Origin of the sequence: Citrobacter sp. NCU1 (genome assembly GCF_010231475.1) — a bacterium.
GTDB lineage: Bacteria > Pseudomonadota > Gammaproteobacteria > Enterobacterales > Enterobacteriaceae > Citrobacter_D.
The window spans coordinates 1-26,999 of record NZ_NRDO01000021.1 but is presented as its reverse complement, the minus strand read 5'-3'; the positions used below and the strand labels follow the sequence as shown (position 1 = coordinate 26,999).

Below are 26,999 nucleotides of genomic sequence, written 5' to 3'. Positions count from 1 at the left end.
TGCTAAAGCTTGTTATAAACCCTGGCTAAACGGCCCACGCCGCTGGCAAATACTGGGGACTCGTGTGCGCCGATAAATGCCGATTCCCCCGGCTTAAGAACCAGCCGCTCTTCACCTTTGCTCAGCACCGCTTCACCTTCAACACAGAACAGAATGGCCGCGCTGGCTTGGGCAATTGCGGTTTCCTGCGTCGACAGATCATGCAAAGAAAACGCAAAATCATCCACCGGAATAGGGAAGTCCAGCTCCGCGCCATTTTTGACGGGGGTAGTTAGCAGCTGAGACGCCGGTTTTGCCACAAACTGAACGTTGGCGACAAGCTCCGGGATATCAATATATTTTGGCGTTAATCCGGCACGCAGTACGTTGTCGGAGTTCGCCATGACTTCTAACGCCACGCCCTGCAGGTACGCATGCGGAGTTTCGGCAAACAGGAACATGGCTTCGCCAGGGTTCAGTTTGACCACATTCAGCAACAGCGGTGAAAAGAGGCCACTGTCATCCGGGTAGAACTCAGAAATCACGCGGATAGTCTGCCACGGCTCGCCTTGTTGACTGTTCAGTGCGGCCTTTAACACCGCCAGTGCGCGGGATTTTTCCTCACCCTGCATATTGAGCAGGCTGGCAAAGAGCTGACTCAGACGTTCCGCGTTGGGTGCTTGCAGGAAGTGCGCAATGGCGGAGTGCGCGCCGGAAACTGGCTGTAACAGAGAGACAATTTCGGAAAACTCACGAAATGCATTCATCGCCAGGAATGGCGTCAGGGCGAAGACTAATTCGGGTTTGTGGTTAGGATCTTTATAGTTGCGTTCTGCGGCATCCATCGGGATACCCGCTGCATTCTCTTTCGCAAAACCGACTTCAGAATTGTGTTTGTTCGGATGTACCTGAATGGAGAGCGGTTGAGCGGCGCACAGCACTTTAAACAGGAACGGCAACTCACCAAAGCGGTTGGCGACCGCATCCCCAAGCAGTGCTGATTTGTTGTGGTCGATAACATCGCGCAATGAGACAGTCTGCCCGTTAGCATCCTGAACTCTGGAGCTGCTTTTCGGGTGCGCCCCCATCCAGAGCTCAGCCATTGGCTGCTGAGACGGATTGGCGAGCCCATAGAGTTCTGTTAACGCAGTTTTACTTCCCCAGGCATAGTTTTGCACTGAGTTGATGAGTTTTTGCATTATCAAGCCTTGTTTCAATGTGGAAATTACTGCGTGTATTAAAGCAAGAAACCCGGTGGAAGTAACCTCCGCGCGGAAAAAGTCGTACTTGTCTCAGTTTTTGTTAAAAAAATGTGTAGGATAGGTGAATTGTTTTTTAGCAGGGCTTTGGAAAATCTGCCCAGAGTATAAACAGACCGAGTTGTAAGTGAGAGTACAATGTCAAACAAACCCTTCCATTATCAGGATCCTTTTCCCCTCCAAAAGGATGACACCGAATATTATCTACTGACCAGTGAGCATGTTTCCGTCGCCGAGTTTGCAGGGCAGGAGGTGCTTAAAGTTGATCCACAAGCCTTAACCCTCCTGGCGCGACAGGCATTCCATGATGCCTCTTTTATGTTGCGCCCTGCGCATCAGCAGCAGGTGGCTGATATTCTCCGTGACCCGGATGCCAGTGAAAACGATAAGTATGTCGCACTGCAATTTTTGCGTAACTCCGACATCGCGGCGAAAGGCATTTTGCCAACCTGCCAGGATACCGGCACCGCGATTATCGTCGGTAAAAAAGGGCAACGTGTCTGGACTGGCGGCGGTGATGAAGCCGCGCTTGCCCGCGGGGTTTATAACACCTACATCGAAGATAACCTGCGCTATTCGCAAAACGCCGCGCTGGATATGTACAAAGAGGTCAATACCGGTACCAATCTGCCTGCGCAGATTGATCTCTACAGTGTCGATGGCGACGAGTACAAATTCCTGTGTATCGCGAAAGGCGGCGGTTCGGCGAATAAAACCTACCTGTATCAGGAAACCAAAGCGCTGTTATCACCCGGAAAACTGAAAAATTATCTGGTCGATAAAATGCGCACGCTGGGGACGGCGGCTTGCCCACCGTACCACATCGCCTTTGTGATTGGCGGCACCTCGGCGGAAGCGACGCTGAAGACCGTTAAACTGGCGTCGGCAAAATATTATGATGAGCTGCCAACCGAAGGTAACGAGCATGGCCAGGCATTTCGTGATGTCGAACTGGAAAAAGAGCTGCTAATCGAAGCGCAAAATCTTGGGCTGGGCGCGCAATTTGGCGGGAAATATTTCGCCCACGACATCCGGGTGATTCGCTTACCGCGTCACGGCGCGTCATGTCCGGTGGGGATGGGCGTCTCCTGTTCTGCGGATCGCAACATCAAAGCGAAGATCAACCGCAAAGGTATCTGGATCGAGAAACTCGAACATAACCCAGGGAAATACATCCCGGAAGCATTACGTCAGGCTGGTGAAGGGGAAGCGGTTCGGATCGACCTTAATCGCCCGATGAAAGCAATCCTTGAGCAATTGTCTCAATATCCGGTATCGACGCGTTTGTCGTTGAACGGCACTATCATTGTGGGGCGCGATATTGCTCACGCGAAGTTAAAAGAGCGGCTGGATAACGGTGAAGGTTTGCCACAGTACGTGAAAGACCATCCTATCTACTACGCCGGCCCGGCGAAAACGCCAGAAGGGTATGCCTCGGGGTCGCTTGGTCCAACCACGGCAGGACGTATGGATTCGTATGTGGATCAGCTCCAGTCGGCTGGTGGCAGTATGATCATGCTGGCGAAAGGCAACCGCAGCCAACAGGTTACCGATGCGTGTCATAAGCACGGTGGCTTCTATCTTGGCAGTATTGGCGGCCCGGCGGCGGTACTGGCTCAGGGCAGTATCAAGAGTCTGGAGTGTGTGGAATATCCTGAACTGGGGATGGAAGCTATCTGGAAAATTGAAGTCGAAGATTTCCCGGCCTTTATCCTTGTCGATGATAAAGGTAACGATTTCTTCCAGCAGATTCAGACGTCGCAGTGCGCACGCTGCGTTAAGTAACCTCTGCCGCCCTTTGGGGTAACACCGTTTACTTAAGCCAATGAATAAGGGGAAACGCCGGGATTGGGTTCCCGCAGGGACGCCAAACCCGGTGGTCGCCCCGGATATCCCGGTCTTACATTCACGGTGTTAGCCCGTCGGGGCGGTTTTTTTACCGCACAAACAACCAAATGGCGGTGTCGATTTCGTTGATACTTAGTAGACCGCAAGCAAGTGGGCCATGTCGAAACATAACCTAATCAAATGATGGTATAAGGAGCAGGTCATGGTAACGGTACGCCGCGAGAAAGATTCGATGGGTGCGATTGATGTCCCGATAGATAAGCTATGGGGCGCACAAACCCAGCGTTCTTTGGAGCATTTTCGTATTTCTACGGAGAAAATGCCCGTCTCACTGATCCACGCGCTGGCGCTGACCAAGCGCGCAGCGGCAAAGGTCAACGAAGATTTAGGATTACTGTCGGCGGAGAAAGCCTCTGCTATCAGACAGGCAGCAGATGAAGTGCTGGCTGACAAACATGCCGATGAGTTCCCGCTGGCTATCTGGCAGACCGGGTCGGGAACCCAGAGCAATATGAACATGAACGAAGTGCTGGCAAACCGTGCCAGCGAACTGTTGGGCGGCGTTCGCGGTATGGAACGCAAAGTGCATCCGAATGATGACGTCAATAAGAGTCAGAGTTCGAACGACGTTTTCCCAACGGCGATGCATGTCGCTGCGCTGCTGGCGCTACGCAATCAGTTGATCCCGCAGGTGAACGTGTTGAGCAAAACGCTCACTGAAAAATCCCATGCCTTTGCAGATATTGTCAAAATTGGTCGTACGCACCTGCAGGATGCGACGCCGCTAACGCTCGGCCAGGAGATTTCAGGTTGGGTGGCGATGCTGGAACACAATCTCAAACATATTGAGAACAGCTTGCCGCATGTCGCGGAACTGGCGCTGGGCGGAACCGCTGTCGGAACCGGGCTGAATACCCATCCGGAGTATGCCCGCCGCGTGGCGGATGAACTGGCGGTAAGTACTGGCGCGCCGTTTGTCACTGCGCCGAATAAATTTGAAGCGCTGGCGACCTGTGATGCGCTGGTTCATGCGCACGGTGCGTTAAAGGGGCTGGCGGCATCGCTAATGAAAATTGCCAACGATGTACGCTGGCTGGCGTCAGGTCCACGCTGTGGGATTGGCGAAATAGCGATTCCGGAAAATGAACCGGGAAGCTCGATAATGCCAGGTAAAGTGAACCCGACCCAGTGCGAGGCGCTGACCATGCTATGTTGCCAGGTGATGGGCAATGATGTGGCGGTGAATATGGGCGGGGCATCAGGGAATTTTGAGCTTAACGTCTATCGTCCCATGGTGATTCATAACTTCCTGCAATCTGTCCGGTTGTTGGCCGACGGCATGGAGAGTTTTAACGCGCATTGTGCCGTGGGAATTGAGCCGAACCGCGAGCGCATTAACCAGTTACTTAACGAATCGCTGATGCTGGTGACGGCGCTCAACACGCATATCGGCTATGACAAAGCCGCAGAAATCGCCAAAAAAGCGCATAAAGAAGGGCTGACGTTGAAAGCCTCAGCCCTGGCGTTAGGCTACCTGACGGAAGCGGAGTTCGACAGCTGGGTTCGCCCGGAATTGATGGTCGGTAGTATGAAACCGGGCCATTAATCCGCGACATACAGGTGCAGCCGTGGGATTACCAATCGTAACGGCTGCGCCTGGGGTTTAAACCGGTGCTGAATATTTTCAGCATCGTAGTTTAATAATTCACCAATATCCGGTACGCCAGCGCCGTTATCAGTATTAATCAACGCGATAAGCGGTGTCGGGCAGGCGTGCTGAACCTGCTTCTGTTGCCCTTTGTACCAGACTCTGGCGATAGGTTGTACTTTCACCGGCCTTTTAATCTTCAGTCTGGCGTGCTGCCCCAGGGCGGCGATGTCCTGGTATTCGCGCTCCAGTTTGGTTTGCCACTCTTCGCGGGTCCACGGATACACGCTTCGTGGCGAGTTCAGACTCTTTTCCAGTTGCGCCAGAACCTCATCACGGCGCAAATTCTTGATGATATGCTTGTTTGCCCAGCCAAATCGCAGGGTGGCCGGATCCCGAATCACTGTCAGTGTGCGGTAAGCATTCAGTGTAATCAGTCCAGGCAAATGACGGTGTACCCACTCAAAACGCGCATTGGGCGCAAGGGCGGATTCGACCGTCACAATATGCTCAAACGTGGTTTTTAATTGGTTGATGCGTTGAATCCGGTTTTCCAACATCGCCTGCGAGGCATGATTAACCTGATAACAGAGTACCCCCGGCAGGCGCACTGCGGCTTTGCTGCTGCGATTTTCAGACTGTTGCTGAATAAACAGGTGCAGGTAATGGCGCAAAGCAAACGCTTCGGCTTCCTTTCCCAGATGCTGTTTAACATGGATGGTTTCCAGCGGCGAATGTTCCGCCTCTTTTGTCACTTCAGGCAGTGAAAAGACTCGCGCAATCAGCAACGTCTGCTGCTCAAGATTTTCCGTCAGGGCTGCCAGTTCTTGCTCTATTTGGCGAAAGGTACCATTCAGGCGGTCAACGAGATCGTAACGGGCCATATACTCACCATTTTAGTTACAACATACTTTTTATATACCACAACATTCCGCGCCTGACCACTGTGCGGTTAGGGTCTGACAGGGGGAAAATCGGCGATGTTATGCCACACCGGCCAGCTGAAACTGAACTGTGCGCCGCCCAACGCGCTTTCCCCGCAGCTTACCGTTCCCCCCATCGCCAACGCGATAGATCGAACAATCGCTAATCCGAGTCCACAGCCACCGGTGGCGCGATCCCTGCTGGGATCAAGGCGTACAAACGGTTCAAAGATACGTTCACGCGCATCAGGGGCAATACCAGGACCATCATCCTCAACGAGCAGTGTGGCATGGTTGCCCGCTAACAGCAGGCTGACATGCACGGTGGCATGGCAATAGCGCAAGGCATTGTTGAGCAGGTTATCCAGTACGCGCTCCATCAGTCGCATATCCAGCGCGCCGTAATCCCCTGACGTCAGGTTGCTCAGATGTACTTCACGTTCAGGATTGACGTTTTGCACATCGTCAAGATGAGTCGTCAGCCATGCCGGCAGGTCGGGCACTGTGAGTTTTAATTCATTTTGCGGCCTGTCGAGGCGAGCGTAAGTCAGCAATTCCTCAATCAACGCTTCCAGTTGCCCAATATCGCGATTTAGCGCCTGTGATTCTTGTTCGCTCAGGTTGTCGCTCATCGCCAGGCGATAGCGCAAACGAACAAGCGGGGTGCGTAGTTCGTGGGCAATACCATCGATAAGTTGTTTCTTGCTGGCAATCAGGGCGTTGATGTTGTCCGCCATTTGATTAAATGCGATCCCCAGACGTTCAAAACTGGAACCATTGTCAAAATGGAGCCGCTCGGAGAGATGTCCCTCGCCGAAGCGCTGCGCTGCGGATTCAAGTCTCAACATCTCTTGCCAGTGCGGGCGCATCCAGATAAAGACAGGAAAGGCGAGGGAGATGGCGATAAAAGCCATCAACGCGACATCCAGCAAACGCATTTGATGCAGAAAATAGAGATACGGCACCGGCCCCACGGCCAGAACATAGTGGCTGCGCGGAATACGCTGAATAAACGTGTATTGATCGTCAAGCGCGACGATGTCGCCTTCCCGCAATCGCTGTGTCGTGACGCTATCCAGTTTGTATTTATTCAGCGGTTCGACGCGCAGATCAAACGAGAGATTGAGATCCATTTCTTTTAGGGTTTTTCCCCAGTCGCTGGGGGGGATCTCACGCAATTCGCTGCGCATAAGGTACAGCGAGCTTTTCATCAAATCGTCGAGCGACTGCTTACCCGCGCGTTCGGCAGTGAATTTATAAACCAAACCCACCAGCAAAGTCATGACCAGAAAGCAGACAAACAGCAACAGATAAAACTGAATAAACAGCTTCTTCATGAAATAACACCATAAATACAATTAGTTAGATAAACTGACTTTACCTTCAGGGGCACTATAGGGGCAATGTTGTATTCATCGATGCGCTTGTTGAGGAACGCAATCTGATCACCGTCCAGAGCAGGTATCCAGGCAGAGTAAACGGTATAAACCCTCTGTGCGTTTTCATGTCCCATTTGAGTTGTTATAAAAGCAGGGTTTGCGCCAGCTGACAACATCCAACATGCAAACGTATGACGTGTTTGATACGGACGGTTTCTTCCTTAAATTCAGGTGTAAATCGTGGTGTACCCATATGCTCCCCCTATGCTCAAACTAGAGGCAGGATCGTCTACCGGGGTGGGGGCAGTCCAAAACGCCACATTAAATACCCTTTAAACCATCAGGGATTGTGAAATCCACCATAATGAATAGGGATACTCAATGGTAGGAGACAATCATGAAGGAGTTACTAAAGCTAAATATCGACGAGTTCAAAACTCACTTCCTGGGGGAGGTGATTCTTCCTGACGATGCAGGTTACGACGAGGTGCGCCAGATCTGGAACGCCATGATTGATCGTAAACCCGCGCTGATCGCCCGTTGCACGTCGCCTGAAGATGTCGTCCAGGCCATCGAATTTGGACGAACGCAAAATCTCCTCATTTCGATCCGAGGAGGTGGACACAATATCGCGGGCAATGCCGTGTGCGACGACGGCCTAATGATCGACCTCTCGCTGATGAAGAAAGTGCAAGTGGACCTGGCAACCCGTAGGGCTAACGTTGAACCTGGCTGCACCCTTGGCGATTTTGATAAGGTGGTGCAGGCACATGGCCTTGCCACGCCACTGGGCATTAACTCGACGACAGGTGTGGCTGGCCTGACGCTCGGCGGCGGGTTCGGCTGGCTGAGTCGCAAGTACGGTATGACAATAGACAATCTGCTCTCCGCGGAGGTCGTTACGGCAGATGGCCGCCAATTACACGCCAGCGAATCAGAAAATCCGGATCTCTTTTGGGGGGTGCGGGGTGGGGGTGGCAACTTCGGTGTTGTTACTTGCTTCGAATTCCAACTCCATCCCGTCGGGCCGAATGTATTGAGTGGACTCATCGTGTTTCCGTTTGATCAGGCAAAGCCCGTTATCTCGCAGTTCGCCCAGTTCACCGAGACGATGCCGGAAGAGCTCAATGTTTGGATGGTAACGCGCAAGGCGCCTCCGCTCCCTTTTCTGCCCGAGGACGTTCACGGGAAAGAGATGGTTGCGCTCGCGCTGTGTTATGTGGGCGACCCTAACGAGGGTGAGAAGCTTATTGAGCCATTACGCGGGTTTGGTACGGTTCTCGGCGAGCACATCGGAGTGCAACCCTATATCGCCTGGCAGCAGGCATTCGACCCGCTATTGTCAAAAGGGGCGCGTAACTACTGGAAGTCGCACAACTTCTCGCAACTCAGTGAGGGGGTTATCGATGCCATCATCGAATACGCCGCCAGGTTGCCGTCACCCCAGTGTGAGATATTCATCGGGACAATTGGAGGCCAGACAGCCAGCGTCTCGCCCGAAGCAATGGCCTACTCAAGTCGGGATGCCAACTACGTGATGAATGTGCATGGTCGCTGGGAGTCAGCCACCGAGGATGAGCACTGCATTACCTGGGCGCGCGAATTCTTCGCTAAATCACAACCGTTTGCCAGCAGCGGTGCATACATCAACTTCCTCACCCAGGAGGAGAATGACCGCATCGCCTTCGCTTACGGTGCGACTTACAATCGACTCGTGGAGCTCAAGAATAAGTACGACCCGACGAACCTCTTCCGGATGAATCAGAACATCAAGCCGGTATGAGACCAGGTATTGCGCCTGACAGCAGTATGCCGCCAGTACGCTACGCATACTACGGATGCTAAACGTTAGGCGCAGTAACGTGGATATCGATTAAACCCTCATCAGCCGCTGACGTCACAATCAGTAAACCGTCTGCCTCATCGCCGCGTTCGAAGGGGGCACGGGCGCTGCCGATTGCCGCCATGAATATTGGCTGTCCATCAGCGAGGTGAACGAAGTAGGGCCGTTTTTTGTCGCCCTCTTATTTCCATTCAAACCCTCCGTGCGCGAAACAGATAGCCCGGCCATGTTGCCAAAGGAGTTTGAACATACGACTGAATGTCCTCAATCAATCATGTGGCGCATCTTCCCAGGCATGGGGAGCAAACAAATAGCCTTTGTTGCGAACCGTTTTTATTCGGTAAGGTTCGGTGGCGCTATCCTGTAATTTTTTCCGCAGGCGGGATATTGCCACGTCGACACTGCGATCCAGCCCGTCATAGCTTACGCCGCGCAAGTTTTTCAGCAACGCATCACGGTCCATAATTGTCCCGGCATGTGTTGCCAGCTCCCACAGAAGCTCAAAGTCTGCTGTAGAAAGCGAAACCTGCTCACCAGACAACACCACAGTACGGTTAATCGGGTCGATGGCGAGCGTGCCAAAACGTAGCGTTTTGTGCGGTGCGACGATGGCGTCCTGAATGCCTTTCGTTTGGGCTGAATGTTCGCTCTGTCGGAGATGTAAACGCAGGCGAGCCAGCAACACAGCAGGCGGGGTGGTTTTCAGAATGTAGTCGCAGGCACCCATTTCCAGCGCCAGAATATGATTCATATCGCTATCCAGCGAGGTGAGCAGAACGATGGGGCCATGCCAACGCTCACGCAGGTCGCGGCAGATGGTCATGCCGTCTTTGCCAGGCAGCATTATATCCAACAACACCAGATCGGGTTGCGCTCGCAGAATAACCTCTTCAGCCCGATCGCCACGAGGCTCAACAATGACCTCAATGTCATGCCGGGCCAGGTAGGCGGCAATCAGCGAACCCACTTCGGGTTCATCCTCGACAAATACGATGGTGTTCATATCGTTCATTATGAAAATAAAACGACAACATACACTGCCGCTGTTTTCCCTGCTATTACTCTTTTCTAAACGAGATCGCTTCCGTTATGCTAGAGACTGATGTTATCGCTGTGTTAAGGCAGAGGAATGGGACTCGTTATAAAAGCCGCGCTGGGTGCGCTGGTGGTGGTGTTGATCGGTTTGCTGGCAAAAACAAAAAATTATTATATCGCTGGGTTAATCCCTCTGTTTCCCACGTTTGCGCTCATCGCTCACTATATTGTGGCCAGTGAGCGCGGGGTAGAGGCATTACGCACGACCATCGTGTTTAGCATGTGGTCGATTATTCCCTATTTTGTGTATTTGGTTTCATTGTGGTATTTCACAGGTTTTATGCGCTTACCGTTCGCCCTTGGCGGCTCGGTAGCGTGCTGGGGGATAAGCGCCTGGCTGCTGATCCTCTGTTGGATCAAGCTGCATTAACGTAAGTGACGCCCGCCATCGAGGGCAAAACTACGTCCTGTCACAAAGTCGCTGGTGAGCAGGTAATCCACTAAGTCGATGACCTCTTTTTCACCAGGCGCGGTTTTCATCAGCGACTTATTCAGCGCCTGCTCGCGGTACTCAGCATCATCGCCTTCATTAAATAAAATGAGCGAAGGGGCAATGGCGTTAACCTTGACGTCCGGGGCCAGTTTACGGGCGAATGAGCGAGTCATGTTGTCCAGCGCTGCTTTACTGGCCGCATAGGCAATGTGCTTGTCGCTACCACGCTCTACAACGTAATCGGTGAAGTGAATAATGTCGCTGGCGGCATGACCGCGACCCAGTAACAGGTTTTCTAGCGCGTGGTTAAGCAGATAGGGGGTATTGACGTGAATCTGCATCATCGAAGACAACACATCGGAGAGCGGCGTATCGGGTGTTTCCGCTCTCCAGGCGCTGGCGTTATGCAGAATAGCGCGCAATCCGTCAGTCTTTGCTTTGACCTCTTCAGCAAAGGACAGCACGTTTTCATCGGTTGAAAAATCGGCCTGAATGCATACCGCGCCGGCCTTCTCCAGATGCGAAATCGCAGGATAGCGTGTCCTGTAGCTCACAATGACCGGCTGTTGCTGATTCAGGAAGTGCCATGCTACGGCGAGACCGATACGACGGCCTCCACCGGTAATAAGAATTGGTAAGGACGGATGCTTACCCATCGTAATCTCCTTTTGGTATCAAACGATGGGGCGATATTTACCCCACCAACATCCACGTTGCTGGAACTGCAGCCACTAACAGCAGGCCAATCAGGACGATTTCCTGACGGTTTAACACATTATCGTGCGTATGTGTCTTGCGGGCGTAGAGGAAAACCAGCAGTCCCGGGGCATAAAGCACGACCGACAGTAACAGATGCATAGGGCCGGACGCGTACAACAACCATAAACCATAAATACAGGCACCGACACCCACGGCCTGGTGAAGGGGGCGCGTAGCAATCTTCAACAAAAAGGCGCCGACCAGAAAATAAGGCACCAAAATCATCTCAGAGGCAATGGTCAGCAGTGTGTTGTAATCAGAGCCAGTGAGCCAGATCAGAACCAGACAAACCTGGACAGAAAGGTTGGTTAACCACAGCGATGCCGACGGCGCACCCTGCGCGTTCTGACGCGCGAAAATACGCGGGAACGCTTTGTGCGTCGAGGCGAGGAAGGGGACTTCCGCTGCCATAATGGTCCAGCTCAGGTACGCGCCGCAAACAGAGACGATCAGCCCCGCAGCGATGATGATTTCGCCCCACGGCCCCATCATTTTGACCATCAGTCCGGCCATAGACGGGTTACGAATCTCCGCCAGTTCCGGACGGGCAACCACGCCGAGAGAGAGCAGAGTCACCAGCAAATACACGCCTAACGCGGCGAGCACGGCCAGCAGCGTAGCGCGTCCAACGTCGCGTTTGTTTCTGGCGCGCGCGGAAACGACGACTGCGCCTTCCACACCAATAAACACCCAGAGCGTTATCAGCATGGTGTTTTTCACCTGCTCCCAAACCGGGACGCCCAATGCCAGACCGGTAAAATCGAGACGGAAGGTGTCGAGCTTAAACAGCATGAACGCCAGGATGACAAACAGTCCGAGCGGCAGGAGCTTTGCCAGCGTGGCAACCAAATTAATGCTTGCCGCCGTTTGGACGCCGCGCAGCACAAGAAAGTGAACCACCCACAGCAATACTGACGCGCCGATAATAGACTGCCAGGTATTCCCGTCGCCAAAAAGACGCAGCTCAGGCGTGTCGGTGAAAAAGCTGAGGGCCGAAAAGACAATCACCAGATAGGAGACGTTGGCGATGACGGCGCATAGCCAGTATCCCCACGCGGAGCAGAAGCCGATCAACTCGCCAAAGCCTTCACGCGCGTAGGTGAAGATCCCGCCATCAAGGTCGGGGCGAATACGCGTCAGGATCAACATGGCAAAGGCCAGCAGTAAAATGCCTGCGCCAGTGATACCCCAACCAATCAATAACGCCGCCGGGCTGGCAACTGCCGCCATGTTTTGCGGCAGACTGAAAACACCTGCGCCAAGCATTGAGCTTAGTACCAGCGCGGTGAGCGCGCTCAGACCCAGTTTCTTTTCCATCGCTATCCAGTTGTAAAAACGAGAGTGGGAGAATAATTATTTTGCCAAAATGCATAAAAATAGTGAAAGCAACTCAAGGCGCGGGATTTTACGGAGAGAAGGGACCGCATGCAATCATCATGGGCAGATTTATGATTAAAAATACTAAAGGCGGCAAAAAGCCGCCTTATTTTGTTACTGATGCGCCTTATTTATACAGATCGGCGCTGATGGTCATGTTATTACCACGTTCTTGCCACTGGCGAGTGATGTGGTAGTACTTGGCACCTTTTTTCGCGGCACGTTTAGCAACCTGATACGAGACTTCCGTCATGTTGCCGTAGTTACCGGTGAATTTGATGCTGTCGAAAGGCACCATCATGGCGGCTGTCGCTTTGTTCAGTTCTTCGACTTTCGTTCCGTCCGGCAGAGTGACGGTGTAACGTCCACCTTTGGTCGATTGCGTTTCGAAGAAGCGACCGACATCGGCGCTCGGCGCAGCGGTTGCTGCAACACCTGGGATTTCAACTTTCTTCGCCGCTTCGCCGCCCTCGGCCAGCGCCGCGCGTCCCGCTTCGGAATCAGCCGGAATCACGTCAGTGCTCTGAATCACACGTTTTTTCGCATCCGCTTTGTAGAGGAATGCGGTGATACGCTGATTACCGCCCTGGTTGGCGTCAATCTGGCGAACGATAAAGAAGGCGTACGCGTCTTTCTGTTTTGCTGCTTTGGTGATGGCGTCATTGACTTCCGGTTGGTTCCGGAAGAAACCTTGCACCGTCACGGTGTCATACGGTTCCAGCGCAACAGCCTGATCTTTTGGTAATTCTACAATGCCGTTAATCACGCGATTTTTGGAGACTTCCGCTTTTTCAGCATCCGCTTTATAGAGGTCGGCCACGACGCGCCAGTTACCGCCACTACCATAATCAGATGTATCAACAACATAAAAAGAGGCTGCACCTTCTTTATCTGCACGGCGGGATGCAGCATTCACCGCATCGCTAATCGCATTAAAACGACCAGTGACCACGACACGGTCATAAGGTTTCAATGCTGCCGCTTGCTCCGGCGTCAGTTCTGTCGCTGCATTTACAGAAAAAGCAGTCGCAGAAAGAAGTGCGGACGCCAGGAGAGTGTTCTTAAGCTTCATAAAAATAATCCTTCGCCTTGCGCAAACCAGGTACTGGTATTGTTATTGACTAGAAACGTGGCTGATTATTGCATTTAATCCCTGTCAATGTCTGCGTCAATTTTCATACATCGTGTCACGTGACATCACAAAGCCGATCACATTCCCTGATATGTCTAAAAAACAGGCTTTTAAGCGCTAAAGCTAATGAGAACGATGAATTGCATAAGTTAATTTAATGTTAATTGTGTGTTTATGACTGGCGCTAAATCATGTTTTGCCGCTCCGCTTGAGCGGATTATCGGCCTTTGAACGCTATTTCAAGGTCATTATCCCTGTCTGCAGGCTGAATCGTTCATCTTTTGCGAATTTAACAATAAATACTGCTTTTTGGCGCTAGATCACAGGCACTATTTTCAGTAGGTTATAAAGAGTTTGTTACTGTTTTATTTTGCAGGGGTAACGCTTACCTCTTCAGCAAGTGTGTGTATGCATCTTGCGATCACTGACAAACCATCATCATAAAAAACGATGGAAGGGAATATTATGCGAATTGGCATACCAAAAGAGCGGTTTACCAATGAAACCCGTGTCGCCGCGACGCCGAAAACGGTTGAGCAACTGCTGAAACTGGGTTTTACCGTCGCGATTGAAAGCGGCGCTGGTCAACTGGCAAGTTTTGACGACAGGGCGTTTGTGCAAGCAGGCGCTGAAATTGTAGATGGAAATGCGGTTTGGCAGTCAGAGGTCATCCTGAAGGTCAATGCACCAGAAGAGGAAGAAATTCCGTTGCTGAACGCCGGGACGACGCTGGTCAGTTTTATCTGGCCTGCACAAAACCCGGAATTAATGCAAAAGCTTGCTGAGCGTAATGTCACCGTCATGGCAATGGACTCCGTGCCGCGTATCTCACGCGCGCAGTCACTGGATGCCCTGAGCTCAATGGCGAACATCGCCGGTTACCGCGCTATCGTTGAAGCCGCGCATGAATTTGGCCGCTTCTTTACCGGCCAGATTACCGCTGCGGGCAAGGTTCCTCCTGCAAAAGTGATGGTGATCGGTGCTGGCGTCGCGGGTCTTGCGGCGATTGGCGCGGCAAACAGCCTTGGGGCGATCGTTCGCGCCTTCGATACCCGTCCGGAAGTAAAAGAGCAGGTCCAGAGTATGGGCGCTGAATTCCTCGAGCTGGATTTTAAAGAGGATGCGGGCAGCGGCGATGGCTATGCCAAAGTCATGTCTGAGGCGTTTATCAAAGCGGAAATGGCACTCTTTGCGGCGCAGGCCAAAGAGGTCGACATTATCGTCACCACGGCGCTTATTCCAGGCAAACCCGCGCCAAAACTGATCACCCGCGAAATGGTCGACTCCATGAAGTCGGGCAGTGTGATTGTTGACCTGGCTGCACAGAATGGCGGCAACTGTGAATACACCGTTGCGAACCAGATAACGACCACCGAAAATGGCGTGAAAGTGATTGGTTATACCGATCTACCGGGGCGTCTGCCAACGCAGTCTTCCCAGTTGTATGGCACTAACCTTGTCAATCTGCTCAAACTGTTGTGCAAAGAAAAAGACGGTAATGTCACCGTTGATTTCGACGATGTGGTGATTCGTGGCGTCACCGTCGTACGTGACGGCGAAATCACCTGGCCGGCACCGCCGATTCAGGTGTCTGCTCAACCACAGGCTGCGGCAAAAGCGGCAGCGGCGCCGAAAGAGCCCGCGAAACCGGCTTCGCCGTGGCGTAAATTCGCCTTTATGGCCCTGGCAATCATCCTCTTCGGCTGGCTGGCGGATGTGGCGCCGAAAGAGTTCCTCGGTCACTTTACGGTGTTCGCGCTTTCCTGCGTGGTGGGATACTACGTGGTATGGAACGTTTCGCACGCGCTGCATACCCCATTGATGTCGGTCACTAACGCCATCTCGGGGATTATTGTGGTGGGCGCATTGTTGCAAATCGGCCAGGGCGGCTGGGTGAGCTTCCTGAGCTTTATTGCGGTGCTTATCGCCAGTATTAATATTTTCGGTGGCTTCACCGTGACTCAGCGCATGCTGAAAATGTTCCGGAAAAACTAAGGGGTAACACATGTCTGGAGGATTAGTTACAGCTGCATACATTGTTGCCGCGATCCTGTTTATTTTCAGTCTGGCGGGGCTCTCGAAGCATGAAACCTCCCAGCAGGGTAATAACTTTGGTATCGCCGGGATGGCGATTGCGCTGATTGCCACGATTTTTGGCCCGGATACCGGCAATGTGGCCTGGATTCTGGTCGCCATGATCATCGGCGGCGCGATTGGTATTCGTCTGGCGAAGAAAGTTGAAATGACCGAAATGCCGGAGCTGGTGGCGATCCTGCATAGCTTCGTCGGTCTGGCTGCCGTGCTGGTTGGCTTTAACAGCTACCTGTACCACGAAGCCGGTCTGGAGCCGATTCTGGTGAACATTCACCTGACGGAAGTGTTCCTCGGTATCTTCATTGGTGCGGTCACCTTCACCGGTTCTGTTGTTGCGTTTGGCAAATTGCGTGGGAAGATCTCTTCCAAACCGCTGATGTTACCGAACCGCCACAAAATGAACCTGGCGGCGCTGGTCATTTCCTTCCTGCTGATGGTGCTTTTTGTCCGTACCGAAAGCGTCGGCCTGCAGGTTCTCGCCTTGTTGGTGATGACCATTATCGCGCTCGCGTTTGGTTGGCACTTAGTGGCGTCGATTGGTGGTGCGGACATGCCGGTGGTGGTATCCATGCTGAACTCCTACTCAGGATGGGCGGCGGCGGCGGCGGGCTTTATGTTGAGTAACGATCTGCTGATTGTAACCGGCGCGCTGGTCGGTTCTTCGGGTGCGATTCTGTCATACATCATGTGTAAGGCGATGAACCGCTCTTTTATCAGCGTGATTGCCGGTGGCTTCGGTACTGATGGTTCTTCAACGGGGGCGGATGAAGAAGTGGGTGAACACCGCGAAATCAATGCGGAAGACACCGCTGACATGCTGAAAAACTCCCACTCGGTGATCATCACCCCAGGCTACGGCATGGCGGTGGCGCAGGCGCAGTATCCGGTGGCGGAAATCACCGAGAAACTGCGCGCACGCGGTATCAAAGTGCGTTTCGGTATCCACCCGGTGGCAGGGCGTCTGCCAGGTCACATGAACGTACTGCTGGCAGAGGCGAAAGTACCGTACGACATCGTGCTGGAAATGGATGAGATCAACGACGATTTCAGCGACACCGACACCGTGTTGGTAATTGGCGCGAACGACACCGTTAACCCGGCGGCGCTCGACGATCCGCGTAGCCCGATTGCCGGTATGCCTGTACTGGAAGTGTGGAAAGCGCAGAACGTTATCGTCTTCAAACGCTCTATGAATACCGGCTACGCAGGCGTGCAAAACCCGCTGTTCTTTAAAGAGAATACGCATATGCTGTTTGGCGATGCAAAAGCCAGCGTAGATGCCATTCTGAAAGCGCTTTAAAGATAGCTGATATCTGGAAATGCTGTGAACGGCCTCTGCGGAGGCCGTTTTTTATATCAGGCTTTGTTGAGGTCACTCAGTAAAACCGCGATGCTCTGACCGCCGGTGGTTTGCTCAAGCGCGATTTTAACGATGATGGTGAGCGGCACCGAGAGCAGCATACCAACGGGGCCCAGTAGCCATCCCCAGAAAATCAATGAGAGAAAAACCACCAGCGTCGAAAGTCCTAATCCACGTCCCATGATGCGGGGTTCGAGAATATTACCGAACACCAGATTGATGGCGAGGTATCCCGCCAGCACGGCAAGTGCGTCGTAAAATCCGCTGAACACCAGTACCTGGGCGATAGGTGGGATCGCCGCCAGCACGGAACCAATATTAGGAATATAGTTCAGCGCGAATGCCAGCAACCCCCACACGAAGGCGAAACGTACATCCAACGCCGCTAACATTCCCCAGGCGACCAGACCCGTGACAATGCTAATGGCGGTCTTCAGCACCAGATAATGCGAAACGCTATCAATGGCACGCTGGATGGCTGCCATTCCCTCTGTGGGGTTGGCCATCATCTGTTTTAGCTTGCCAGGCAATTGTGGTACTTCCAGTAGCATAAAGACGACGGTTAACAAGAGTAAAAAGATAGACGACATGGCGTTAGACAGTTGGGTCAACAGGTTAGTGACCAGCGTCATGGCCGCGTTAGGGTCGATAAATTTCGCCAGTTCATCCACAGAAACGCCAATCCCTGCACGTTGTAGCCACGGTTCAATATTTTTCAGGGGGATAATCAGCGATGAGCGGTACTGTGGCAGCGTTCGTGCGAGTTCATTTAATGAGGTTCCTAAATACGCCAGCAGCAGCACCATCGCCAGCACGATGATGACGATCAGCAATGACACCGCCAGCACGCGGGGGATACGAAATTTGACCATCCGTTGTACCACTGGATTTAAAATAACCGCAATAAATAGCGCCAAAATAAAAGGGACAATGATATCCGCCGCAACACGAATTCCCACGAGAATGATGACTAACATTCCCAGCATAATCACTATTTTTAGACCATTAAGCGTGATAATTGGTTTTGCCATGGTAATTCCTGAATTCTGCTTTCTGGTGTTTATAATAATGTGATTTGTGTCGAACTGCGCTACCAAAAATTGAACAATTGAGGTAAAGAAGTGAAAAGGTTTTGAGTTAAATCTATGGCTGTGGTACAAATCCGGTGTGTTTAACTACCGAGGACAATTATCATCCGCGATGACGAGAAGCAACACTGCGGATAATTGTAATATTATGGACAATATGTTCAGGACGTTTTTTTCTACATCGACACACCTTCGTACTTCCTCTACTTTCCTGCTTGCTGGTGAGCAGCTCTGGCGCAACGCGCTTTAGTCCCATTCTTCTGCCTGAGCTGGCGCGACGCGCTGAGCTATCTGATTCTATTTTGGTTTGCTGCATGCAGCAAATCCGCAGGACTTTATTCTCAAGCAGGAGAAGCATCATGTTTTACTGGATTTTATTAGCGCTGGCAATTGCGACCGAAATTACCGGAACGCTTTCGATGAAATGGGCGAGTGTTAGCGATGGCAACACCGGGTTTATTTTGATGCTGGTGATGATTTCGCTCTCGTATATTTTTCTGTCGTTTGCCGTTAAAAAAATAGCGCTTGGCGTAGCCTATGCCTTGTGGGAAGGGATCGGTATTTTATTTATTACGCTGTTTAGTGTGTTGTTATTTGATGAAGCGTTGTCAGCGATGAAAATTGCTGGACTGGCGACTCTGGTACTGGGTATTGTGCTGATTAAATCCGGTACGCGAAAGCCCGCGAAAACGGTGAAAGGGGTGGCGCATGCAACAGTTTGAATGGGTTCATGCCGCCTGGCTGGCGGCGGCCATCGTGCTGGAAATTATCGCCAACGTCTTTCTGAAATTCTCTGACGGTTTTCGGCGTAAATTTTACGGTATGTTGTCTCTCGCCGCCGTCCTGGCCGCGTTTAGCGCGCTGTCGCAGGCGGTGAAGGGAATTGACCTTTCCGTGGCGTACGCGCTGTGGGGCGGGTTCGGTATTGCCGCTACGCTGGCGGCGGGTTGGGTGCTTTTTGGCCAACGTCTGAACAATAAAGGCTGGATGGGTCTGGTACTCCTGTTGGCCGGGATGGTTATGATAAAACTTGCCTGATGTGATCGCTGCCTGAAAGAATCAGGCAGCGAAATTTTCCGGCTGTAGTACGCTATAAATAATACAATTAGTCAGGCGACGGGCGAGGGATCCGAATGGCAAATTGGTTGCACTGGCGTAATATTCCTACAGCGAAAACGCTATTTGTCATGATTTTTATGGCCGGGATAGGTCTGATCATCTCGGTCGTGGCACTGCTTTATCTCTCACTTCACCTCATCAGCAGCAAAACCAACGAAATTGACGACCGCCGCACGGCGCTGTCGGTACAAGGGGCGGTGCAAACCTCGGTGAACCGCGTATGGTCACTGGTGCTGGACAACGCCGTTTGGGACGAGGCGGTCAAAGAGGCTTATCGACCCACGTTAGACACCGCGTGGTTACATAAAACCTGGGGTTCAGGTCTTAAGATCAATAACCTGTATGACGGCACGTTTATCCTCGATGAGCACTTTCACGTTTTATGGGGCGCATTCCACGGTAAGCCATATACGGAAGATAACCTCCGTTTTTTGGGCCGGGGTATGCAGTTCTTGATCGACCAACATGCGTACTCTCTCGCCGCCGAAAAAAATATTTACGCCGGAATCACCCGTACCCGGGAAGGCGTTGCTTTTGTTGGTATTGGATTAATTCGCCCGATGACGGAAGGATTTCCCGTTCAGGGAAGCGAACGCCGTTACCTTGTCATTACCCGCCATCTCAATGCAGAGATCCTGAGCGGACTGGGTAAAACCTTTCAGATAGAAAACCTTTCCTATACTGATGAACCCTCGGCGGGTCCCAGCGTACCGCTGAAAAGTTCGGCCGGAGAGGTGCTCGGTTATCTTAGCTGGCAGGCGCGCCTACCCGGCGTACAGGCGGCGCAGGCGGCTTCAAGCGACATTACGCATATCGTCATACTCGCGGCGGCGTTAATTCTGCTCTTTATTCTGTTGAGCAGCGTTGGACTCTACAAACTGGCAAAAGGTGAACAGCAAGCAAGACGCATCGCACGCATTGACTGGTTAAGCCATTTACCTAACCGTCGCGCGTTAATTGAAAAGCTGGAGCACTCCCGGTTAAGCGGTGAGCCAGGAACGAAAAGCGTGGTCTTTATCGACCTCGATGGGTTTAAAGACGTTAATGATATTTATGGTCATCACGTTGGCGATCAATTGATTGTCACCATTGCCCAAACGCTGAGAGATAAAATCCCTTCGGAAGGGATGCTGGCGCGCATGGGAGGAGATGAGTTTGCAATGATGGTCGGTGGCGAGCGAGCGGAAGAACGAGCAGCGGCATTTGCTGGCAGTGTTCTTGATTATCTCAATACGCCCATTAGCCTCGGGGAAAGAACCATCCACATTGGCGCCAGCATTGGTATTGCGAGTGGGTCGTTGGTAGAGAGTACCAGTTCAGAGTTGTTCCGGCGGGCGGATATCGCGATGTATCACTCCAAAAGTACCGGCAAGGGGCGAATTACGCATTACGATTCCGCATTAAACAGCGCTCGGGAACGCGAGATTGTCATTGAAAATGACATCCGTCTCGGTCTGGAAAGAGACGAGTTTGATGTCTGGTATCAGCCTATTGTTGATGCCCGAAGCCAAAAAATGATTGGCGTGGAGGCGCTGGCTCGTTGGCATCGTCGACCTGCGGGTGAATTAAAGCCGGATGAGTTTATCCGCATTGCTGAAACCAGTGGGCTTATCTATCGGCTCGGCCAGTTTGTCTTGCGCCGCGCCTGTTTTGATCTGCAGCCAATTGGCGATCTTAAACTGTCGGTGAATATTTCTCCCGCTCAGTTCCGCGACCCGGATTTTGAGAACAAAGTGGCGGGCGTCTTGCAGGAAACCGGTTTTCCTGCGGGGCGTTTACAGCTGGAAGTCACCGAAACGTATGTGCTGGAGAGTCCGGAAAGGGCGCGTGCCGCCATCGCGAATTTAAAATCGCTGGGTACGGCGGTGGCGCTGGATGATTTCGGTACCGGATATTCGAGCATCGGTTATTTACGCCGGTTTAACTTCGACACCATTAAGATTGATAAATCGCTGGCAGGTCTGGTGGATGATGACGACCAGGCGTCAGCGCTGGTGAGCGGCACCATCCGTATTGCCAGCGCACTTGGTATGGCAGTCATTGCGGAAGGCGTGGAGACAGAAAAACAGATGAAACTGTTGCGTCTTGCCGGATGTGATCAGCTTCAGGGCTTCTACTTTAGCCAGCCGATGCCGATCAAATCGCTGTTACAGTTGCGCCAGCAGCGTCATTGCTGAGCCAACGCTTCCAGTTTATCGCGAAACCCCGTGACAGAGAGCGCTCGGTTATCCGCTCGCCAGCGATCTTTGGCCGCCGGGGCGGAGCTTTGCACGCCAATTAGCTGCCAACCCGCCTCGGTCTTCAGCATCAATGGCGATCCGCTGTCGCCTGGCAGCGTGTCGCACTGGTGAGAGAGGACCGATGTTTGCGCCCAACCGGTGACCAGACAATCCTGGTGCGTATACAGTGCATTAATATGATCTTCCGGATAACCCGACTGCGTCACTTTACGCTCGGTGGTCTTCAGCGCAGCGGTTAACGCCGCTTTATCGCCTTCAAATAAGGGGAGTGGGGTAATGCCGGAGGGTGGGTAGCGTAACACCACCAGGCCGAAGTCCCAGGATGCCGCCGACGGGGGAACAATCCAGCCATCGCCGTCGGGTTTCAGACGCTTACCCAGTGAGGGATCGACCCGTCCTTCAATCCCGTGAATTTCGTAGCGCCAGAGTCCCTTCTTCGACACAAAACGTAAGGCAACGGCTTTATCCGGCTTACCTTTCGGTGGGATCAGCAAACAGTGTCCCGCCGTCAGCGCCAGATGCGGTGAGATGAGCGTTGCGGTGCAGAGGTTACCGCTGGCGGTCTCCAGTTGCCCAATCGCATCCCAGGGCGGTTGGGTTGGGTCAGCGACCTGTACGCGATCATCCTGACCAAAAAATAGTGTTTTGACTTCACTGGTATCCGTGGCAGTCGTATCAACCTCATCCGCATGAGTCACGACAGGAGAAAGACAAACTGAAGCCAGTAATACAGCAATGGTTTTGTGCATATCACACTCTGTGTGGGTAATTATGATTATTAAAAATGAACCCTCAGTAAATACTATAGACGGGACGGCAAAAAAGTGGGAGTAAAATCAGATAACTACATCAGGAAAGATAAAAGTGCGTGGCAATAAGCGCACATAAAATAAGTGCGATAAGAATGAACTCAAAACGGTAATGAGGCACCATATCACCCTCCAAAAGGACGGCGCTAAATCAGAACAATTTAGCGCCGTGTGTCATGGCACGGGGGAGTGCCATTGAACCTGGGGGAGTCTTACGCGGCAGGCTGAGCGGCAGGTTTAGCCGCTTCGTGTTTTACCGGTTTTTTGGTCTGTTTTTTGGCAGCCTGCGCTTTTTGCTCAGGCGCCTTTTGTTCTACTGCCGGTTTGGTTGCAGACTTTTGGGTGTGCTTTTTTGCGGCCTGCGCTTTCTGTTCAGGCGCTTTCTGGGGCGCGGCTTTGTGATGTTTTTTGTGGTGAGTGGTGGTCGCGGAAGCCGATTTGGTGACCGTTGGTGCGGTAGTGGATGTTGCGGTTTCGCCAGCAAATGCAGCAGAAGACAGACCCATAGCAGCGGCAACAACCAGAGCTAATACTTTTTTCATTTTAATACCCTCGATTTGGTTTTTCATTCAACCCCACTGCGGGGCCGTTGAAATAACTATATCGCTGTAAATTCAGCGCTTCCGTGAGTCATTGGTATCGGCGTGTAACGATATGTACAAGGTGGCAAGAGTCTGTTTCGAAGGGGAAAAGCCCGATATGCCTGCGCTATCGGGCCATGTTTTTTAGCGGGGTAATGACAAATAACGCGATTCAAGGTGTTCGCGGAAGTACCGGCTACTGAGGGGTTCTCCGGTTGCCTGGGTAATGAGCTGCGCGGTGGTGAATCGGCTCCCGTGCTGCCAGATGTTTTGCCGCAACCAATCGAAAAGGGCGGTGAAGTCTCCCTTAGCGATGTGCGCGTTCAGATCTGGTAACGCCCGGCTTGCGGCACTGAACAGCTGTGCGGCGTACATCGCGCCCAGCGTATAGGACGGGAAGTAGCCAAATCCGCCATCGGTCCAGTGAATATCCTGCATGCAGCCGTCACGGTAATTACCGTCAGTTGACAGTCCCAACCAGGCTTGCATTTTCTCATTCCACAGCGCCGGTATGTCGTCAACGTCGATGTCACCGTTGATCAGCGCCCGCTCAATTTCATAGCGTAAGATCACATGTGCGGGGTAGCTGACTTCATCGGCATCGACACGGATGAATCCAGGCTTCACTTGCTGATTCCAGGCCATAAAGTTCGCCTCATCAAAGGCGCCTTGATCGCCAAAGTGACGTTTAACCGCCGGGAGCAGGTGTTTCAGGAATCCCTCACTTCGAGCCAGCTGCATTTCAAAAAACAGACTCTGGGACTCATGGATAGCGGTAGATCGCGCGAGCGCGATGGGCTGTCCTGGCCAGTTACGCGGCAGATTTTGTTCATAGCGCGCATGCCCGGTCTCGTGGATGACGCCAAACAGCGCGCTGAGAAGTTCGTTTTCATCGTAACGCGTGGTGATCCGCACATCTTCCGGTACGCCGCCGCAGAAAGGATGGGCGCTGATATCCAGACGTCCGCCGTTGAAATCGAAACCCAGCAACGCCATGGTTTCCAGCCCCAGTTCACGCTGAACCGACGTTGGGAAAGGTCCCACAGGCGCAACAAGCTGGCGCTCAGATTGTTTGGCGACCGCCTTATTCAGCAGGTCGGGAAGCCAGCTTTTCACATCGGCAAACAGCACGTCTAGTTGCGCGCTGGTCATATCCGGTTCAAAGACATCCAGTAGCGCATCGTAGGGAGTACAGCCTTTGGCTTGCGCACGTAACTGTGCCTCCTGACGACTGTATTTCACCACCTCTTTGAGATTTTGTGAAAACCCTTGCCAGTCATTTGCCGGACGCTGGCTGCGCCAGGCATGTTCACAGCGACTTCCCGCCAGTGATTTGGCCTCAACCAGCGACTCAGGCAGCAATGACGCCTGATGATGCAGGCGTGTCATCTCACGAAGGTTGGCGCGTTCAATCTCGTCGAGATCTTCCTGCCCGGCAGCGGCAATCCACTGCGCCACGGAAGGGTCGGTGATGATTTGATGCTCCAGAACGCTCAGTTCCGCCAGCGCTTCGCCTCTGGCGTGGCTTCCTCCGGGAGGCATCATGGCAAACATATCCCAACTGGCGATGGCAGAGAGATGGGAAAAACGGGATAAACGCAAAAAGGTGCGGGTGAGTTGTTGATAGTTAACACTTTTACTCATTCTTCTTGTTCTCGTTCGGTTGGATGTGTTCTGGAGAGTTTACCGTGATTCATGACCATTTCATTCACTTTTCATGCACCCATCTTACCCATTCTGCTAAGGATGGTTACCTGTGGAGAAAGAAACTGAACAACAGAACGCTATCGGTCAGTCTCAGGACTCGACAACCAGAGATTGCAAAACTGAGGGCGAAGAAGATGACTATCCAGTATGTGAAGTGCAAAGAGTTTTGTCTGTCCTTCGAAACACTGAGAGGCACACTCAAAAGATATCGTGACAGATTAACGGATGAGGCACTTCTCATCGCGTTAGGGCAGAGGGAAGAGGTGAGCGAGGTGCTTCAAACACCAGTCGTTACTGAACCAGAGGAAAAGCCTGCTCATTCTCTATCTGAAGTTCTGGAAGAGTGGTGTATGGATAATCGTTCAGACTGGAAACTACGTACAGAAAAGCTGAACAGACGCAGTGTAAACCTGTTTATTGATTGGGCTGAGAAGAGGTCTGTACGAAATATTGAAGAAGTCAGCAAACAACACATATCGGAGTTCAAAGGTTTTCTTGAGAAACATTATCAGGCACCGCGAAGCAGACAGGATGCACTCATCAAACTGCAAGCTCTGTTCAATTTCTGTGTTAGCAAGAGGGATTATTTGACGGTAAATCCAGTGAAGGGAATGACTTACACGAAGATTGCAACTGTGAATCATAAGACAGAGGTTACAGTGTCACAATATAACCAGGTGATGAAGACCGAGTATGTTCAAAACTACACTGGTCTGAAATGGCTTCTTGCTATTCTCTGGAATACAGGGATGAGAATCGGGGAGGCGATACAGTTACGCCCATGTGATTACCGTGAGATTGAGGGTATCAAGTGCATCAGCGTCAATGCTGAAGACGGTAAGCAAGTTAAAAATGATTCCTCTATCAGAGACATACCGATAAGCGATGAACTTTTGAGAATGGGAATATGGGAGGCTAAACCCGCATTGGGATGGTCTAAAAATAATGCTGCTGGTAGTCGTATTGTGTTTGCTTTTGCGCAAATTGGGGTAAAGCACAGTTCTCATGATTTCAGGTACAGTCTGTCTGACCGTTTACGTGACTGTGACGTACCAGATTCCGTTCGGTATCACATCTTGGGTCATGCACACACCACCACATCTGACCGTGTCTACAAGACAAGGCAACCGCTTAAACAAATGCTGTTGGCGATAAACAAGGCATGTTAAAAAAGGGGACACGATAGAAGAACTATCGAACTGAAGAAAGCTTAAATGGAAAAGCCCTCACTCCGGTTTTGTACACAGATACCGATTACGGAAATGGCTTTGCACTTACATTCTAAAAAGGAGAAACATATGAAATGTTTTAATGTCGTCGTCCTGCTCATGATATCCGTAACAGCTAATGCAGAGGGGCTTAAGTCACAAGACCAGAAATATCATTATCTCTTCAATGCTTGTGATTCTGTATACAGTGATACTTTAAAGGTACTTGATTCGCAGCCGATAGCGGCAAACATGCAAATGGTGTGTTTGCTGGGTACGGAAGATGGTTTAAATGAAAATAAGAAACAACAAAGAGAGGCTGCGGAGATAATTGCAGAATATGCTCCTAATGCTGAAGATGGTATGGGTGACCCAAAAGCAATGTTCATGGTAGCGATGTGGAAAATGTATCTGAAATACTACGAGCGAGCACACCAGGTTGCACACTGATTGTGATTATGTATATTGTATTTGATGTACTTCATAATATGTTTAAAACTAAAATATTAAGGATAATAAAAATGAAAAGAGTACTGGTTTGTGCGCTGCTGGCATTATTCACTACAACTACAGTTCATGCTGATTCTCGAAGTGCAGGACGCAAGGTAGCGCAGGATTTTAACTTTTCTGCTGACGACCTGGCGCAGGTTAAGCAAGCCATTATAAGTAACGTAGGACAGGCTGATGGTAATTGTTCAGACTGGTCGGTGAATATGGCAATTGCGATGGGAGACCAACTACCGAGTATGAGTGATGATGCTCAATCGCATTTGCAAACTTACATTTACGAACTCTGCAAAGAAAATAGTTAACCAACTAGGTCTAATTTCAATCTTTTGTGAAACGACAAGACCCCGTACCAGCTATTCACCGATACGGGGTCTTTACAGTATACTTAAAAGATAACTTAACAGTGTACATCTGATGCGTAAGCAATCGAGCTACGTACAGAGCGAGAAGAAAGGGTTAACAGAACTTTTAACAGTAACTGTTAAGTTTTATGGTCACATCAAACCATGTTGTCTACGACATAACATGATTTTCTTGAACACTGTGACCAGTACTGTTAACCAACACTGTATAGATATTAAAGTCACTTCGAAAACTCTTAACAGAAT

Annotated in this window: 24 protein-coding genes and 2 pseudogenes; 13 read left to right on the top strand and 13 right to left on the bottom strand. The window is 51.6% G+C overall.

The window, feature by feature from the left end; translation table 11 throughout:
- Positions 1-2: 2 nt before the first annotated feature.
- Positions 3-1,178 carry a mannose-6-phosphate isomerase gene (gene manA / locus CJP72_RS08300; protein WP_162380399.1) on the bottom strand — a complete coding sequence of 392 codons (1,176 nt, stop codon included), beginning with the start codon at positions 1,176-1,178 and terminating at the stop codon, positions 3-5.
- Between the two features lie 198 nt (positions 1,179-1,376).
- Between manA and fumB the strand changes: the two genes are divergently transcribed.
- Together fumB and fumC are read left to right on the top strand one after the other, a co-directional pair.
- Positions 1,377-3,023, top strand: a complete 1,647-nt coding sequence (fumB, locus tag CJP72_RS08295; RefSeq protein ID WP_162380398.1) for a class I fumarate hydratase — start codon at positions 1,377-1,379, stop codon at positions 3,021-3,023.
- 265 nt (positions 3,024-3,288) lie between these two features.
- Entirely contained in the window at positions 3,289-4,692 is a 1,404-nt protein-coding gene (gene fumC, locus CJP72_RS08290; RefSeq protein ID WP_162380397.1) for a class II fumarate hydratase, read from the top strand.
- On the opposite strand, the gene tus is transcribed toward fumC, so the two are convergent.
- The 3 genes and pseudogenes from tus to CJP72_RS08275 all read right to left on the bottom strand — a co-directional run.
- Positions 4,689-5,618 carry a DNA replication terminus site-binding protein gene (gene tus, locus CJP72_RS08285; protein WP_162380396.1) on the bottom strand — a complete coding sequence of 310 codons (930 nt, stop codon included), beginning with the start codon at positions 5,616-5,618 and terminating at the stop codon, positions 4,689-4,691. The two genes, fumC and tus, sit on opposite strands and share 4 nt — an antisense overlap.
- 68 nt (positions 5,619-5,686) lie before the next feature.
- Entirely contained in the window at positions 5,687-6,994 is a 1,308-nt protein-coding gene (gene rstB / locus CJP72_RS08280) for a two-component system sensor histidine kinase RstB (RefSeq protein WP_162380395.1), read from the bottom strand.
- Positions 6,991-7,254 (bottom strand): annotated as a pseudogene (locus CJP72_RS08275) (hypothetical protein); the annotation flags it as partial. The pseudogene CJP72_RS08275 and the gene rstB, both read right to left, overlap by 4 nt.
- Before the next feature lie 179 nt (positions 7,255-7,433).
- Here CJP72_RS08275 and CJP72_RS08270 point away from each other — a divergent pair.
- Complete coding sequence (locus CJP72_RS08270; protein WP_162380394.1) at positions 7,434-8,819, top strand: FAD-binding oxidoreductase; 1,386 nt, start codon at positions 7,434-7,436, stop codon at positions 8,817-8,819.
- Between the two features lie 61 nt (positions 8,820-8,880).
- On the opposite strand, the pseudogene CJP72_RS08265 reads toward CJP72_RS08270, so the two are convergent.
- Positions 8,881-9,135: pseudogene (locus CJP72_RS08265) on the bottom strand (SOS response-associated peptidase family protein); the annotation flags it as partial.
- A 12-nt stretch (positions 9,136-9,147) separates the two neighbouring features.
- A complete protein-coding gene (gene rstA, locus CJP72_RS08260) occupies positions 9,148-9,882 on the bottom strand; it encodes a two-component system response regulator RstA (protein WP_193568652.1) in 735 nt (244 codons plus the stop codon).
- A gap of 126 nt (positions 9,883-10,008) precedes the next feature.
- Here rstA and CJP72_RS08255 point away from each other — a divergent pair, with 126 nt between their 5' ends.
- Complete coding sequence (locus CJP72_RS08255) at positions 10,009-10,344, top strand: GlpM family protein (RefSeq protein ID WP_162380392.1); 336 nt, start codon at positions 10,009-10,011, stop codon at positions 10,342-10,344.
- Here CJP72_RS08255 and folM read toward each other — a convergent pair.
- The 3 genes from folM to ydgH form a co-directional block, all read right to left on the bottom strand.
- A complete protein-coding gene (gene folM, locus CJP72_RS08250) occupies positions 10,341-11,063 on the bottom strand; it encodes a dihydromonapterin reductase (RefSeq protein ID WP_162380391.1) in 723 nt (240 codons plus the stop codon). The genes CJP72_RS08255 and folM overlap by 4 nt on opposite strands.
- Positions 11,064-11,100: 37 nt before the next feature.
- Positions 11,101-12,483, bottom strand: a complete 1,383-nt coding sequence (locus CJP72_RS08245; RefSeq protein WP_162380390.1) for an amino acid permease — start codon at positions 12,481-12,483, stop codon at positions 11,101-11,103.
- Between the two features lie 187 nt (positions 12,484-12,670).
- Positions 12,671-13,615, bottom strand: coding sequence for a DUF1471 family protein YdgH (gene ydgH / locus CJP72_RS08240; protein WP_162380389.1), 945 nt, complete (start codon positions 13,613-13,615; stop codon positions 12,671-12,673).
- A 525-nt stretch (positions 13,616-14,140) separates the two neighbouring features.
- On the opposite strand from ydgH, the gene pntA reads away from it, so the two are divergent.
- Both pntA and pntB read left to right on the top strand, forming a co-directional pair.
- On the top strand, positions 14,141-15,670 hold the full coding sequence (pntA, locus tag CJP72_RS08235) for a Re/Si-specific NAD(P)(+) transhydrogenase subunit alpha (RefSeq protein WP_162380388.1): 1,530 nt from the start codon (positions 14,141-14,143) through the stop codon (positions 15,668-15,670).
- A 10-nt stretch (positions 15,671-15,680) separates the two neighbouring features.
- The gene (gene pntB / locus CJP72_RS08230; protein ID WP_162380387.1) at positions 15,681-17,069 is read left to right on the top strand and encodes a Re/Si-specific NAD(P)(+) transhydrogenase subunit beta; all 1,389 of its coding nucleotides are present in this window, start codon (positions 15,681-15,683) and stop codon (positions 17,067-17,069) included.
- Positions 17,070-17,125: 56 nt separating this feature from the next.
- Here the strand turns inward: pntB and CJP72_RS08225 are convergent, their stop codons facing one another.
- Positions 17,126-18,160: an AI-2E family transporter gene (locus CJP72_RS08225; protein WP_162380386.1), complete on the bottom strand. Its 1,035-nt coding sequence runs from the start codon at positions 18,158-18,160 to the stop codon at positions 17,126-17,128.
- Between the two features lie 136 nt (positions 18,161-18,296).
- On the opposite strand from CJP72_RS08225, the gene CJP72_RS26280 reads away from it, so the two are divergent.
- From CJP72_RS26280 to CJP72_RS08210, 4 genes are all read left to right on the top strand, one after another.
- Entirely contained in the window at positions 18,297-18,467 is a 171-nt protein-coding gene (locus tag CJP72_RS26280; protein ID WP_442870747.1) for a protein YdgV, read from the top strand.
- A gap of 106 nt (positions 18,468-18,573) precedes the next feature.
- Positions 18,574-18,939 (top strand): multidrug/spermidine efflux SMR transporter subunit MdtJ, encoded by a 366-nt coding sequence (mdtJ, locus tag CJP72_RS08220; protein WP_162380486.1) that lies wholly within the window; start codon positions 18,574-18,576, stop codon positions 18,937-18,939.
- Positions 18,926-19,255, top strand: coding sequence for a multidrug/spermidine efflux SMR transporter subunit MdtI (gene mdtI / locus CJP72_RS08215; RefSeq protein WP_162380385.1), 330 nt, complete (start codon positions 18,926-18,928; stop codon positions 19,253-19,255). Before mdtJ ends, mdtI begins: the two co-directional genes overlap by 14 nt.
- Before the next feature lie 95 nt (positions 19,256-19,350).
- Positions 19,351-21,513, top strand: coding sequence for a bifunctional diguanylate cyclase/phosphodiesterase (locus tag CJP72_RS08210; RefSeq protein WP_162380384.1), 2,163 nt, complete (start codon positions 19,351-19,353; stop codon positions 21,511-21,513).
- Here the strand turns inward: CJP72_RS08210 and CJP72_RS08205 are convergent.
- The 3 genes from CJP72_RS08205 to CJP72_RS08190 all read right to left on the bottom strand — a co-directional run bounded on the left by CJP72_RS08205 (position 21,504) and on the right by CJP72_RS08190 (position 24,610).
- On the bottom strand, positions 21,504-22,325 hold the full coding sequence (locus tag CJP72_RS08205) for a trypsin-like serine peptidase (protein WP_162380383.1): 822 nt from the start codon (positions 22,323-22,325) through the stop codon (positions 21,504-21,506). The two genes, CJP72_RS08210 and CJP72_RS08205, sit on opposite strands and share 10 nt — an antisense overlap.
- A gap of 272 nt (positions 22,326-22,597) precedes the next feature.
- Positions 22,598-22,927, bottom strand: coding sequence for an acid resistance repetitive basic protein Asr (gene asr / locus CJP72_RS08195; protein WP_162380382.1), 330 nt, complete (start codon positions 22,925-22,927; stop codon positions 22,598-22,600).
- A gap of 183 nt (positions 22,928-23,110) precedes the next feature.
- Positions 23,111-24,610, bottom strand: coding sequence for a carboxypeptidase M32 (locus tag CJP72_RS08190; protein ID WP_162380381.1), 1,500 nt, complete (start codon positions 24,608-24,610; stop codon positions 23,111-23,113).
- 197 nt (positions 24,611-24,807) lie between these two features.
- Here CJP72_RS08190 and CJP72_RS08185 point away from each other — a divergent pair, with 197 nt between their 5' ends.
- The 3 genes from CJP72_RS08185 to CJP72_RS08175 all read left to right on the top strand — a co-directional run bounded on the left by CJP72_RS08185 (position 24,808) and on the right by CJP72_RS08175 (position 26,693).
- Positions 24,808-25,842, top strand: coding sequence for a hypothetical protein (locus CJP72_RS08185; protein ID WP_162380380.1), 1,035 nt, complete (start codon positions 24,808-24,810; stop codon positions 25,840-25,842).
- A 129-nt stretch (positions 25,843-25,971) separates the two neighbouring features.
- Entirely contained in the window at positions 25,972-26,331 is a 360-nt protein-coding gene (locus tag CJP72_RS08180) for a hypothetical protein (RefSeq protein ID WP_162380379.1), read from the top strand.
- Positions 26,332-26,402: 71 nt separating this feature from the next.
- Entirely contained in the window at positions 26,403-26,693 is a 291-nt protein-coding gene (locus CJP72_RS08175; protein WP_162380378.1) for a hypothetical protein, read from the top strand.
- The last annotated feature ends 306 nt before the right edge of the window (positions 26,694-26,999 follow it).

Excerpts from the sequence above, each read along its gene's own strand:
- pntB (WP_162380387.1), top strand. The coding sequence starts at position 15,681 with ATGTCTGGAGGATTAGTTACAGCTGCATACATTGTTGCCGCGATCCTG.
- CJP72_RS08205 (WP_162380383.1), bottom strand. The coding sequence starts at position 22,325 with ATGCACAAAACCATTGCTGTATTACTGGCTTCAGTTTGTCTTTCTCCT.
- fumB (WP_162380398.1), top strand. The coding sequence starts at position 1,377 with ATGTCAAACAAACCCTTCCATTATCAGGATCCTTTTCCCCTCCAAAAG.
- CJP72_RS08255 (WP_162380392.1), top strand. The coding sequence starts at position 10,009 with ATGGGACTCGTTATAAAAGCCGCGCTGGGTGCGCTGGTGGTGGTGTTG.
- ydgH (WP_162380389.1), bottom strand. The coding sequence starts at position 13,615 with ATGAAGCTTAAGAACACTCTCCTGGCGTCCGCACTTCTTTCTGCGACT.
- CJP72_RS08245 (WP_162380390.1), bottom strand. The coding sequence starts at position 12,483 with ATGGAAAAGAAACTGGGTCTGAGCGCGCTCACCGCGCTGGTACTAAGC.
- mdtI (WP_162380385.1), top strand. The coding sequence starts at position 18,926 with ATGCAACAGTTTGAATGGGTTCATGCCGCCTGGCTGGCGGCGGCCATC.
- fumC (WP_162380397.1), top strand. The coding sequence starts at position 3,289 with ATGGTAACGGTACGCCGCGAGAAAGATTCGATGGGTGCGATTGATGTC.
- CJP72_RS08175 (WP_162380378.1), top strand. The coding sequence starts at position 26,403 with ATGAAAAGAGTACTGGTTTGTGCGCTGCTGGCATTATTCACTACAACT.
- rstA (WP_193568652.1), bottom strand. The coding sequence starts at position 9,882 with ATGAACACCATCGTATTTGTCGAGGATGAACCCGAAGTGGGTTCGCTG.
- folM (WP_162380391.1), bottom strand. The coding sequence starts at position 11,063 with ATGGGTAAGCATCCGTCCTTACCAATTCTTATTACCGGTGGAGGCCGT.
- CJP72_RS08225 (WP_162380386.1), bottom strand. The coding sequence starts at position 18,160 with ATGGCAAAACCAATTATCACGCTTAATGGTCTAAAAATAGTGATTATG.
- asr (WP_162380382.1), bottom strand. The coding sequence starts at position 22,927 with ATGAAAAAAGTATTAGCTCTGGTTGTTGCCGCTGCTATGGGTCTGTCT.
- CJP72_RS08210 (WP_162380384.1), top strand. The coding sequence starts at position 19,351 with ATGGCAAATTGGTTGCACTGGCGTAATATTCCTACAGCGAAAACGCTA.
- CJP72_RS08190 (WP_162380381.1), bottom strand. The coding sequence starts at position 24,610 with ATGAGTAAAAGTGTTAACTATCAACAACTCACCCGCACCTTTTTGCGT.
- CJP72_RS08270 (WP_162380394.1), top strand. The coding sequence starts at position 7,434 with ATGAAGGAGTTACTAAAGCTAAATATCGACGAGTTCAAAACTCACTTC.
- CJP72_RS08180 (WP_162380379.1), top strand. The coding sequence starts at position 25,972 with ATGAAATGTTTTAATGTCGTCGTCCTGCTCATGATATCCGTAACAGCT.
- pntA (WP_162380388.1), top strand. The coding sequence starts at position 14,141 with ATGCGAATTGGCATACCAAAAGAGCGGTTTACCAATGAAACCCGTGTC.
- manA (WP_162380399.1), bottom strand. The coding sequence starts at position 1,178 with ATGCAAAAACTCATCAACTCAGTGCAAAACTATGCCTGGGGAAGTAAA.
- CJP72_RS08185 (WP_162380380.1), top strand. The coding sequence starts at position 24,808 with ATGACTATCCAGTATGTGAAGTGCAAAGAGTTTTGTCTGTCCTTCGAA.
- rstB (WP_162380395.1), bottom strand. The coding sequence starts at position 6,994 with ATGAAGAAGCTGTTTATTCAGTTTTATCTGTTGCTGTTTGTCTGCTTT.
- tus (WP_162380396.1), bottom strand. The coding sequence starts at position 5,618 with ATGGCCCGTTACGATCTCGTTGACCGCCTGAATGGTACCTTTCGCCAA.